Origin of the sequence: Methylobacterium sp. CCH7-A2, assembly GCF_001557075.1 — a bacterium.
GTDB lineage: Bacteria > Pseudomonadota > Alphaproteobacteria > Rhizobiales > Beijerinckiaceae > Allobosea > Allobosea massiliensis.
Window position 1 is genome coordinate 19,396 of sequence record NZ_LSKN01000138.1, and the last position, 11,078, is coordinate 30,473.

General features: G+C 67.0%; 11 protein-coding genes and 2 pseudogenes. 3 read left to right on the forward strand and 10 right to left on the reverse strand.

Annotated features, from left to right (window positions below):
- The first annotated feature begins 189 nt into the window (after positions 1-189).
- Positions 190-1,650, forward strand: coding sequence for a sensor domain-containing diguanylate cyclase (locus AX750_RS12300; protein WP_066734522.1), 1,461 nt, complete (start codon positions 190-192; stop codon positions 1,648-1,650).
- On the opposite strand, the gene miaA is transcribed toward AX750_RS12300, so the two are convergent.
- Positions 1,647-2,501 (reverse strand): tRNA (adenosine(37)-N6)-dimethylallyltransferase MiaA, encoded by an 855-nt coding sequence (miaA, locus tag AX750_RS12305; protein WP_245282385.1) that lies wholly within the window; start codon positions 2,499-2,501, stop codon positions 1,647-1,649. The two genes, AX750_RS12300 and miaA, sit on opposite strands and share 4 nt — an antisense overlap.
- A 92-nt stretch (positions 2,502-2,593) precedes the next feature.
- Here miaA and serB point away from each other — a divergent pair, with 92 nt between their 5' ends.
- On the forward strand, positions 2,594-3,478 hold the full coding sequence (gene serB, locus AX750_RS12310; RefSeq protein WP_066734517.1) for a phosphoserine phosphatase SerB: 885 nt from the start codon (positions 2,594-2,596) through the stop codon (positions 3,476-3,478).
- Here serB and AX750_RS12315 read toward each other — a convergent pair.
- The 8 genes and pseudogenes from AX750_RS12315 to thyA form a co-directional block, all read right to left on the reverse strand.
- Positions 3,475-3,816, reverse strand: a complete 342-nt coding sequence (locus AX750_RS12315; protein WP_066734515.1) for a DHCW motif cupin fold protein — start codon at positions 3,814-3,816, stop codon at positions 3,475-3,477. The two genes, serB and AX750_RS12315, sit on opposite strands and share 4 nt — an antisense overlap.
- Before the next feature lie 152 nt (positions 3,817-3,968).
- Positions 3,969-5,501: a DegQ family serine endoprotease gene (locus tag AX750_RS12320; protein ID WP_245282384.1), complete on the reverse strand. Its 1,533-nt coding sequence runs from the start codon at positions 5,499-5,501 to the stop codon at positions 3,969-3,971.
- A gap of 129 nt (positions 5,502-5,630) precedes the next feature.
- Entirely contained in the window at positions 5,631-5,816 is a 186-nt protein-coding gene (locus AX750_RS12325) for a DUF2065 domain-containing protein (protein ID WP_066734511.1), read from the reverse strand.
- A gap of 17 nt (positions 5,817-5,833) precedes the next feature.
- On the reverse strand, positions 5,834-6,760 hold the full coding sequence (locus tag AX750_RS12330; protein ID WP_066734507.1) for a protease modulator HflC: 927 nt from the start codon (positions 6,758-6,760) through the stop codon (positions 5,834-5,836).
- Positions 6,757-7,929: an FtsH protease activity modulator HflK gene (gene hflK / locus AX750_RS12335; RefSeq protein WP_066734505.1), complete on the reverse strand. Its 1,173-nt coding sequence runs from the start codon at positions 7,927-7,929 to the stop codon at positions 6,757-6,759. Before hflK ends, AX750_RS12330 begins: the two co-directional genes overlap by 4 nt.
- Positions 7,930-8,083: 154 nt before the next feature.
- The gene (locus tag AX750_RS12340; RefSeq protein ID WP_066734503.1) at positions 8,084-8,599 is read right to left on the reverse strand and encodes a dihydrofolate reductase; all 516 of its coding nucleotides are present in this window, start codon (positions 8,597-8,599) and stop codon (positions 8,084-8,086) included.
- 4 nt (positions 8,600-8,603) lie between these two features.
- Complete coding sequence (locus AX750_RS12345) at positions 8,604-9,086, reverse strand: GNAT family N-acetyltransferase (RefSeq protein WP_066734501.1); 483 nt, start codon at positions 9,084-9,086, stop codon at positions 8,604-8,606.
- Positions 9,083-9,598: pseudogene (gene thyA / locus AX750_RS12350) on the reverse strand (thymidylate synthase); the annotation flags it as partial. The gene AX750_RS12345 and the pseudogene thyA, both read right to left, overlap by 4 nt.
- Positions 9,599-9,864: 266 nt before the next feature.
- Between thyA and thyX the strand changes: the two are divergent.
- Positions 9,865-10,806, forward strand: coding sequence for an FAD-dependent thymidylate synthase (gene thyX, locus AX750_RS12355; protein WP_066734499.1), 942 nt, complete (start codon positions 9,865-9,867; stop codon positions 10,804-10,806).
- Positions 10,807-10,896: 90 nt separating this feature from the next.
- Here the strand turns inward: thyX and AX750_RS25520 are convergent.
- Positions 10,897-11,078 (reverse strand): annotated as a pseudogene (locus AX750_RS25520) (hypothetical protein); the annotation flags it as partial.

Consider the following 11,078-nt stretch of genomic DNA (forward strand, 5'->3'; position numbering starts at 1 on the left):
GAACCGGCCCCTACCAGCGCACCCCTACGATAATAAGCTTGCGCATCGCGCTTCGACCCTTTGCAGATGTTGCGGGACGCTAGCGGAGCGGGGCGGCCGGGTCAAGCGGGGCATCCGCATCTGAACGTCCCCTCTGCAACCTTTTGGCAAGCGAGTTGCTGTAGGTTAATCCGAGCTACGGACGGCTCCATGCACCACGACGTCAACCCGCGCAGCATCCTCATCCGCGCCCATGCGCCGGAGGTCCCGGTGCTGATGCGGCATTTCGAGCGGCTGGCCAGCGGACGCGCCGGCGCCCCGCATGAGGCGCTGAGAGCCCTCGCCGAAGAGGCAGCCGGCGACGACCTGATGCTGCTCTCCCCGACCGAGACCGGCGATTATCGCTACGACGCCTGCGGCCGCACCCTGCCCCGCACGACCGGGCGCGACCGCACGGGCGGCTATGTCTCCAATCTCCAGAGCGACGTCGCCGCCTTCACGATCGACTGCTACGATCATGCCCTCGCGGAAGGCGTCGCCACCTACACGCTTCACCGGACCGTGCGCTCGGCCCGCGTCGGGATCTTCGAGCGGCTGATCCTTCCGACCACCGACGCGGACGGTGGCCGCCACCTGATCGTCTTCTGCCGCCAGATGAGCTTCCGGGAGGAGTTCCTGATGCTCCTGATGGAAACCTCGCCCTTCGGAATCGTCGCGGTCGAGGCGGTGCGCGACGCGGATGCCGCGCTCACGGGGCTGAGCGTGCTGTCGGCCAACCAGCGGGCGACGACGCTCTGCGGCAGCGAGGCAGCCCTGGAACTCGGCTGCGACCTGCGCAAATCCCTGCCCTTTCTGGCGGCCGAGGAGCACTGGAACCGCCTGCGCCAGGCGGTCGAGCTTCTGCGACCCGACCAGTTCGAGGTCGCCTTTATGGCGGGGGGCCGCCAGATCTGGCTTCAGGTCTCGCTGGCCCTGCTGGGAGACGGCCTGGTGATCACGCTGTCCGACATCTCGAACCTGATGCTCGCCAACCAGTCGCTGCAGCAGCGGGCGGCTACGCTGGCCCTCGAGGTCGGCATCGAGCGCGCCACGCGCCAGGCGCTCTCCGACGAGATCGGCCTGAGGGAGGAGCGCGAGAAGGAGCTGCGCCGGCTGGCTGAGACCGACCCGCTCACCGCGCTGCTCAACCGCCGCTCCTTCACCGAACACGCCCAGACGATGCTCGGCCACGCCATGACGGCGGCCGCGCCGGTCTCGCTGCTCATTGTCGATATCGACCACTTCAAGCGGATCAACGACAGCTATGGCCATCCCGCCGGAGACGCCGTCATCCGCGCCTTTGCCGATCTGCTGCTCGGGGTCTTTGGCGCCAGGGACGCGCTGGTCGGGCGTTTCGGCGGCGAGGAGTTCGCCATTCTGATGCAGGGAAGCACGGAGGAGGCCGCCGCGGCGGCGATGCGGATGCAGCAGGCGCTGGCAGGAAAGACGCTGCCCGTTTCGGAGACGCTGGGGCTCGGGGTCACGGCCAGCTGCGGCATCGCCTCCTGGCAGGATGGCGAAACGCTCGCCGCGCTGACGAGCCGGGCAGATCAGGCGCTCTATCGCGCCAAGAGCGAGGGGCGCAACCGCATCGCCATCGCCGGATCGGATGGTCTCGCAGCCGCTGCTTAAGCGCGCAGTCGCGCCCGCGCGATGCCGAGCGCCGCATCCGGCGCGACAGCTTCCCAGCCTGCCATCTGATGGCGGAACCAGGTCACCTGCCGCTTGGCATAGGCTCGCGTATCGGCCTGGCCACGCCGGATCGCCTCATCCAGCGAAATCGCTCCGTCCAGATGGGCGATCAGCCCTGGCACGCCATGAGCCCGCATCACCGGCAGCAGCGGATCGAGACCACGGTCCTTGAGGCGCTTGACCTCGTCGAGAGCCCCCTGCGCCATCATCGCCTCGAAGCGCCGGTCGATCGCCGCGCGGACGGCCTCCCGCTCGGGGCTGACGAAGAGACGCAGCGCCTCGACACAAGCCAGCGGCCCAGGTTCGCGCGCGCCCTGGAACGCGGCGAGCGACCGCCCCGTTGCCAGATGCACCTCGATCGCCCGCATGATCCGCATCCGGTCGGAGGGGCGCAACCGTCCTGCCATCTCCGGATCGCGCCCGGCGAGTTCGGCATGCAGCGCTTCCGTCGCCATGCCCTCGGCGCGTTTGCGAAAGGCCGCGCGCACCGCCTCCGGCACCGGCGGCATGGCCGAAAACCCTTCGGTCAAAGCTTTGAAGTAGAGCCCCGTCCCGCCCACAAGGATCGGCAGTTGCCCGCTCTCACGCAACTCTGTCAGCAGCCCGGCGACCTCCGCGGCATAGCGCATCGCGGAGTAGTTCACCGCCCCGTCGACATGACCGTAGAGCCGGTGAGGCACGCTCGCCTCCTCCGCGGGCGTCGGCCTCGCCGTCAGCACCCGCAGATCGCGATAGACCTGCATCGAGTCGGCATTGACGACGACGCCGCCGAATTCGCGTGCCAGGGCCATCGCCAGCGCCGACTTGCCGCTCGCGGTCGGACCTGCGATGAGCACGGCCCTGATCCCTTCCGCTGCCCTCGTCACCCGATCCGGCCCTTCACATGCTCGTCGCGACACTGGTTTCCGCCCATGGACAGGCCCTGATCGTCGAGGCGCTGCTGCAGCGTCTTGCCGCCCTGCCCGGCGCGCTGCGCACGCAGCGCCTCGACGGCGAGATCGCGGCCGACCTCTTCGCGGAAGCCGGCGATGCACGCAAGCTCGAAGCCGAGCTGCGGCCTTTGCTGGAGGGCGCGCCGATCGACATTCTCGTCCAGCCGGCCGCGACGCGGCGCAAGGCGCTGTTCCTCGCCGACATGGACTCGACCATGATCGGCCAGGAATGCATCGACGAACTCGCCGCCTATGTCGGCCTGAAGGAGAAAGTCTCGGGCATCACCGAGCGCGCCATGCGCGGCGAGATCGCCTTCGAGCCGGCGCTGCGCGAGCGCGTCGCGCTGCTGAAGGGCGTGCCGCTTTCGGTCGTGGCCGAGATCATCCGCGAGCGCATCACGCTGACGCCGGGCGGGCGCGAACTCGTCATGACCATGCGCGGCCAGGGCGGACACACCGCCCTGGTCTCGGGCGGCTTCACCGTCTTCACCGGCCCGATCAGCGCGACCATCGGCTTCGACGAGCACCGCTCGAACACCCTGCTTGCGCAGGACGGCGTGCTGATCGGCCAGGTCGCCGATCCGATCCTCGGCAAGCAGGCCAAGCTCGACGCGCTTTTGGAACTGCGCGCGCGCCTCGGCCTTGCCCCGGCCCAGACGCTGGCGGTCGGCGATGGCGCCAACGATCTCGCCATGCTGGGTGAGGCCGGGCTCGGCGTCGCCTTCCGCGCCAAGCCGGCGGTGGCCGCCGCCGCCCATGCCCGGCTCGACCACGCCGATCTGACCGCGCTGCTCTATGCGCAGGGTTACACCGGTGCGGAGATCGTCCGCAGCTAGTCGACAATGAACAGCTTCGCGCCCGTCACGGTGCGGGAGCGATGCGCCTCGGCGCCGTCGGCGACCTGGTAGCTCATCCCCGCCTTGAGCGGCATCACCCGCCCATCCTCCAGCGTCGTCTCCATCGAGCCCTCAAGGCACAAGATGATGTGGCCCTTGGAGCACCAGTGATCGGCCTCGTAGCCGGGGCTGTACTCGACCATCCGCACCCGGATGCGGTTCTCCGCCGGGCCGAAGAACTGCACCCGCCAGATCGCCTCGCCGACATCGCCGGCATGGCGCTCGGTCGGGACCGTGGACCAGTCGGTGGTGACGAAGGGGATGTCGCTGATCTTCATCGCAGGAACTCCAGAGCCGGTCCGGCACCCTGCCATCACGGTCGGCGGGACACCAATGCCGATCGCTGATGACCGCCATCACCCCGGCGCGGGCACATGAAAAAGGGCGGCCTTTCGGCCGCCCTCGATCGCATCGCGGCGGGAGAAACCGCTCAGTTCATCGCCACGGCGACGAAGCGGACCTCGCCCTGGGCGTTGGAGACGAGCAGCAGGGCCGACTTCTTGCCCTCCTTCTTCAGCGCATCGAGGCGCTTGGTCACGTCCGCCGGCGAATTGACGGGCTCCTGGCCGATCTCGACGATGAGCTCGCCGACCTGGACGCGCTTGTCGGCGGCGTTCGAGTTCGGATCGACCTTGGTGACGATGACACCCTTGACGCCGTCCTTGATCGAATACCGCTTGCGCAGCTCTTCCGTCTGCGGCGACAACTCGAGGCCGAGCGCAGCGGTGACCGCAGGCTTGGCCGGCTCGGCCGGGGTGCGCGCCGAGGCCGGCTGGACCTTCTCGCCATCCTCGAGGCGGCCGAGCTTGACCGTCTTCACCTCTTCCTTGCCCTTGCGCATGATCGTGACCGGCACGTCCTTGCCGACCGGCGTGGCGGCGACGATGCGCGGAAGGTCGCGGGAATCCTTGACCTCCTTGCCGTCGAACTTGGTGATCACGTCGCCGACCTCGAGGCCGGCCGGCTTGCCGGGTCCCTTGTCGTCGACGCCGGCCACCAGCGCGCCGCGCGCGGCACCAAGGCCCAGTGCCTCGGCGGTCGCGTCATCGACGCTCTGGATGCGCACGCCCAGCCAGCCGCGGCGGGTCTCGCCGAACTCCTTGAGCTGGTCGACGATCGAGGTCGCGAGCGAGGACGGCACGGCGAAACCGATGCCGACCGAGCCGCCCGTCGGCGACAGGATGGCGGTGTTGATGCCGATGACCTCGCCCGCCATGTTGAACAGCGGCCCGCCCGAATTGCCCTTGTTGATGGCGGCGTCGGTCTGAATGTAGGTGTCGTAGGGGCCCTGCTGGATGTCGCGGTTGCGCGCCGAGACGATGCCCGAGGAGACCGAGCCGCCGAGGCCGAACGGGTTGCCGATCGCCATGACGGGATCACCGATCCGCATCTTGTCCGAATCGCCGAACTTCACCGCGGGCAGCGGCTTGTCGTGCTTCACGCGCAGGACGGCGAGGTCGACCTTGGCGTCCTTGCCGACCACCTCGGCCTTCAGCCGCAGGCCGCTGTTGAAGATCACGGTGATCTCGTTGGCGTCGCCGATGACGTGGTTGTTGGTGACCACGATGCCCGAGGAATCGATCACGAAGCCCGAGCCCGCGGACTGCGAACGACGCTGCTGCGGGGCCTGACCCTGGCCCTGCTGGCCCTGGCCGCGGCGGTTGAAGAACTCCTCGAACAGATCGCCGAAGGGCGTATCCGGGCCGAGCTGCGGCAATTGCGGCAGGGTGCGTCCGCGCGTGTCGCTCGTCGTCACGGCAGCGATGTTGACCACCGCCGGCATCACACGCTCGGCCAGGTCGGCCAGCGAAACCTGCCCCTGCAAAACGGGCGAAGCCGCCGTCTGCGCCGGAGCCAGCACCGGGGAGGCCAGCAACGACAGGCAGGCGGCCCCAGCGGCAAGCGCGAGGCTGCGGGAGCGCGGCGCGGAAGCTCCGGTAGCAGAGACGGGATGCATTGCCATCAGTGTCCTCGTGCAGAAGATCCGGCCGAGTCGCCCGGCTCGGAAAGCGTAGGCCCAATTGAACTGCGAAATGCGGCGGAAGGTCGACACACGATCATGCGACCATGGCCGCCGGCCATTCACCGCAATTCATCCCCGAACGAACCAGACGATCGCGACGCCCAGCACGGCCGAGGCGAGCCCGATCATGCGCATGATATCGACCGGCGTCTCGGAGGCGCTTCGCAGCGCCTCCTTAGCGAGATGGGGCACCGCTGCGAACAGAATGCCCTCGATCGCGAAGACGAGGCCCAACGCCGCAACAAAATCCCACATGCGCGGCGCGGGTCCCGTCAGGGACGGGCCGGTGCCGGCGCCGCAGCGGGCGCGGCCTGGCCTTCGGGCCGGGGCGCGTTCGGTCCGTTGAAGAACCGGAAGAACGGCGAGTCCGGCGAGAGCACCATCTTCGTATCGCCCGCCTTGATGCTCGCCTCATAGGCCTGCATCGAGCGGTAGAAGGTGAAGAACTCCTCGTCCTTGCCGAAGGCCTCGGCGAAGACGCGGTTGCGCTCGCCCTCGCCCTGGCCGCGGATCTCGTCGGACCGACGCTGCGCCTCGGCGACGATGACCGTCGACTCCCTGTCGGCGCGGGCCCGGATCTCCTGGGCCTGCTGGGCGCCGAGCGCGCGCGCTTCCGCCGCCTCGCGCTGACGCTCCGTCTGCATCCGCTGGAACACCGCGGCCGAGTTGGCGGCCGGCAGATCGACGCGGCGCAGACGAACATCGACCACCGTCATGCCGAAGCGCGCGGCTTCGCGGTTCACCTCGTCGCGGATACGGTTCATCAGCCGCGCCCGGTCATTGCGGACCATCGAGGTGAAGGAGGCCTCCGCCAGCACCGAGCGGACATTGCCGTTCACGATCGAGGCCAGCTGCGAGTTGGCGCGCGGGATGTTGTTGACCGCCTGATAGAAGCGCAGCGGATCGGAGATGCGGTAGCGCGTGAAGGCATCGACCACGAGACGCTTCTGGTCCGAGGCGATGATTTCCTGCGCCGGCAGGTCGAGATCGAGGATGCGGTTGTCGAGCAGGGTCACCTGCTCGAACGGCGCCGGCAGCTTGAAGTAGAGGCCGGGCGCGGTGACAACGCTGCGGACCGCGCCGAAGCGCAGCACGAGGGCCGACTGCGTCTGCTGGACCACGAAGGTCATGGCGTAGAAGACGACCGCCGCGACGCCGAGGACGACGAGCAGGCCGATACGGATCATGGCGCCGTTCATCGGACAGCTCCCGTCTGCGGAGCGCCCGGAGCGGGGCGCCTCTGCTGCAACTGGTCGAGCGGCAGGTAAGGCACGACGCCCTGGCCGTTCCCCCTGCTGTCGAGGATCACCTTGTCGGTGCCGCCGAGCACGCGCTCCATCGTCTCGAGGAAGAGACGCTCGCGGGTCACGGCCGGCGCCAGCTTGTACTGCTCGTAGACCGCATTGAAGCGGCTGGCCTGACCAAGCGCTTCGGCCACCGTCTGCTCCTTGAAGGCTTCGGCCGACTGGACGAGCTGCGCCGCGCGACCGCGCGATTCCGGCACGACGCGGTTGGCGTAGGTCTCGGCCTCGTTGCGCAGGCGCTCCTGGTCGGCGCGCGCGGCCTGGACGTCGCGGAAGGCGTCGATGACCTGCTGCGGCGGGTCGACCTTCTGGAGCTGGACCAGTCGGATCTGAACGCCGGCATTATAGCCGTTCAGCGTCTCCTGCATTAGCTGGCGGACCTCGGCCTCGATCGCGGCGCGGTCGGTCGTCAGCACGGGCTGGATGTTGCGCCGGCCGATGATCTCGCGCATCGCGCTCTCGGCGACGGCCTTCACCGTGCCCGGCGGGTCCTGGATGTTGAAGACGTAGTTCTCGGGCGCGGCCGGGTCGATCTGCCACTGCACGATCACGTCGATGTCGACGATGTTCTCGTCGCCGGTGAGCATCAGGCTCTCTTCGATGACGTCGGACTGGCGCGAAGCGCGCACGGATTCGACGGTGCGAAAGCCGACCTCGGTGGTGACGACATTGGTCACCTGCGGCTTGATCACGCTGCCGATCGGATAGGGCCAGTTGTAGTTCAGGCCTTCGCCGGTCTTGCCGATGAACTTGCCGAAGCGGAGATTGAGGCCGACCTCGTTCGGGCGGACGATGTACCAGCCGGTCAGGAGCCAGACCACGATCAGGGCCAGGAGGCCGAAGATCAGACCCCGCCCGCCGAGATTGCCGCCCGGCATCATGGTGCGCAGGCGGTCCTGGCTGCGGCGCAGGATGTCCTCGAGATCGGGCGGGCCACTATGGCCGCCTCCGCCGGAGCCGCCGCCACCCCAGGGGCCGCCGCCGCCACCGCCGCCGCTTCCCCCGCGCTGGCCCCAGGGTCCACCCCCGTTGCTGCCACCGCCGCTCTGGTTGCTCCAAGGCATACTCGCGCCGTTCCCTTTCTCCGCGAACCTGCCCTGCCATAGGCGATGGGCGGCCGCTTGTCAGTGCTCCCCAGCCGGAGCGGTCTGCGCTGACTTGGGCATGGGCCATGGATTCGTCAACGACGCAAGGTCTTCATCGTGAACGGAAAGCCGCTCAGGCCCGGCGGCGAAAGGTCGCGAAGGTGAAGGCATGCTCGTCATCGGGGCCAGCCGGATGGTTTTCCGGCGCATCGGCGACGAAGGCCGAGCGGTCCCATTCGGGAAACACCGCGTCGCCCGCCGGCCGGGCATGGACGAAGGTCAGCTCCAGCCGATCGGCCAGCGGCAGGACCTGACGATAGACGTCGGCCCCGCCCGCGACGGTCACGCTGTCGGCGCCCATCGCCGCCCCCACCTGCCGCGCCAGACTGAACGCCGCATCGAGATCGGCCGCCGTGCGGACACCCTCGGGGCGGAAGGCCGGATCACGCGTCAGCACGATCGTCTCCCGCCCCGGCAGGGGCTTGCCGATGGAGAGATAAGTCTTGCGCCCCATCACCACGGGACGGCCGAGCGTCAGCGAGCGGAAGCGGCGCAGATCGGTCTTCAGCCGCCAGATCAGGCGGTTGTCGTCGCCGATCACGCCATTGTCGGCGACGGCCGCGATCAGGACGAGGGGGAGAGCGGCCATCGTCTCAGCCCTGCCCCGCCAGCTGCGCCAGCGCCTCGCCGTCGAGACGCTTCACCGTCCATTCGTCCTGCGCCTTGGCGCCGAGCGAGCGATAGAACACGCGTGAGGGCTCGTTCCAGTTCAGCACCCACCAGGCCAGCCGCGGCAGCCCCTCGTCGAGACAGCGCTTCGCCAGCCCCGCCATCAGCGCCTTGCCGATGCCGTGGCCGCGAAACGGCGGATGCACGAAGAGATCTTCCAGCCAGATGCCGTGACGGCCGGAGAAGGTCGAATAGGTGTAGAACCAGACCGCGAAGCCCGCTGGCTCGCCGTTCCACTCGGCAATGTCGCAGAAGGCCTTCGGATTCTCGCCGAACAGGGCCGCTGCGATCTCGGCCTCCGTCGCGACGACCTCATGCGCCAGCCGCTCATACTCGGCGAGCGCCTTGATGAAATCGAGCACGAGGCCGGCCTCGTCGGGCCGGGCAGGACGGATGGTGAGGGTCATACCGCGATCGGCGCCTTGATCGCCGGATGCGGGTCGTAGCCCTCGATCGTCACATCCTCGAAGCGGAAATCCTCGAGCTTCGTCACCGCCGGGTTGAGCACGAGCTTCGGCAGCGGCCTGAACTCTCGCGTCAGCTGCAGCTGCGCCTGGTCGAGGTGATTCACATAAAGATGCGTGTCGCCGAAGGAGTGGACGAATTCCCCGACGCCCAAGCCGGTCACCTGCGCCACCATATGCGTCAGCAGCGCATAGCTCGCGATGTTGAAGGGCACGCCGAGGAAGACGTCGGCCGAGCGCTGGTAGAGCTGGCAGGACAGCTTTCCGTCGGCGACGAAGAACTGGAACAGGCAGTGGCAGGGCGCCAGCGCCATCTTCGGAATGTCGGCTGGATTCCAGGCCGAGACGATCAGGCGGCGCGAATCCGGATTGCGCCGGATCTCGTTCACCAGCCAGGCGATCTGATCGATCGTCTGGCCGTCCGGCGCCGGCCAGGAGCGCCACTGCCGGCCATATTCGTTAAGCCATTCGTATCGTGACATCGGTGAATACGCCATCTTCTCGATACACCCTATCACTCCGCATATTGTGACAGCTGTCTCGTCCACAGCACCACCCCGCCTGGAACACCACTGTCGTTGTCCGTCGTAGGGGGAATCAAGAAGCATGATGCTGATCGTACTGAGCGCTTATCAGATCGTCGCCCGTCCGGACGCGAGGCGGCGAACTTGCGAGAAGTGAAGCAGTCACGTACTCGCTTGCGAGACGAGGAAGGAATCCAATGAGCATCACCAGCGAGCAACGAGAAGAGATCCGGCAGACCCGTGCGACGTCCTCGCAGACGTTGCGGCCGACCGTCGCGGCGTTGGAGGAAATTCTCTACGAGCCCTTCCAGGTTCTCGACCACGGTTTTGTCCGGGTGATCGACTACATGGGCGACGACAGCGCGGTGGTGCAGGCGGCACGCGTTTCGTACGGTAGAGGCACAAAGAAAGTCAGCGAGGACCGTGGCCTCATCATGTATTTGATGAGGCATTGGCACACTACGCCTTTTGAAATGGCTGACATTAAGTTTCACGTCAAGCTACCGATATTTGTTGCCAGACAATGGATTCGCCATCGCACCGCGAGCGTAAATGAGTATTCCGCCCGCTACTCCATTCTAGATAAGGAATTCTATATTCCTGAGCAGCAGCATCTCGCAGCTCAGTCGAGCAGCAATCGACAGGGACGGGGCGAAGTCCTTGAAGGCGACGAGGCGCGCCGTGTGCTGGAGATTTTGCGCGAAGATGCTGAACGCACCTATTCGAATTATGCGTGGATGCTGAACGAACCCTCAGACGAACAGGCTCCAGACGAGGACAGGTCAGGCCTTGCGCGAGAACTCGCCCGAATGAACCTGACTCTTAACACCTATACCCAGTGGTATTGGAAGGCCAATCTCCACAACCTAATGGGCTTCCTTCGCCTACGGGCGGACCCGCACGCTCAGTACGAAATCCGCGTGTATGCGGAGGCCATGCTGGAAATCATGAGTCGGTGGGTTCCGCTTAGCCATGAAGCGTTCGTGGAACATCGCATGGGTAGCGCGTCGCTCTCACGCACCGCCATAACTGCGGTGCGGCGGATGATTGCGGGGGAGAAGCTGACGGCAGCGACAAGCGGGCTATCGCCTCGAGAATGGCGAGAACTCTGCCAGACGATGGGTATCGAACAAGTTTGATCGCGTCGTTGCATGGGGCTGCCGTCATGCCAAGCAATCGGCCCTATGGCAAATAGCTGTATGGCTGGTTGAGATGTCAGCAGGGTGCGCGTCGTGGACGAAATCCAGCAACCAGCGCGCATCGGCCTTCGCTTCGAGGAGGATGGGCACACGGGTTGTCACCGCACGCCACGTCGCTCGCCGTTTGCGCACCGTCAGGCCCACCTCATGATAGAATCGTAAGCGTCGTCCCGGCCTCACCTTTCGCGCGGGGACTGGAACGTTGATGTTCC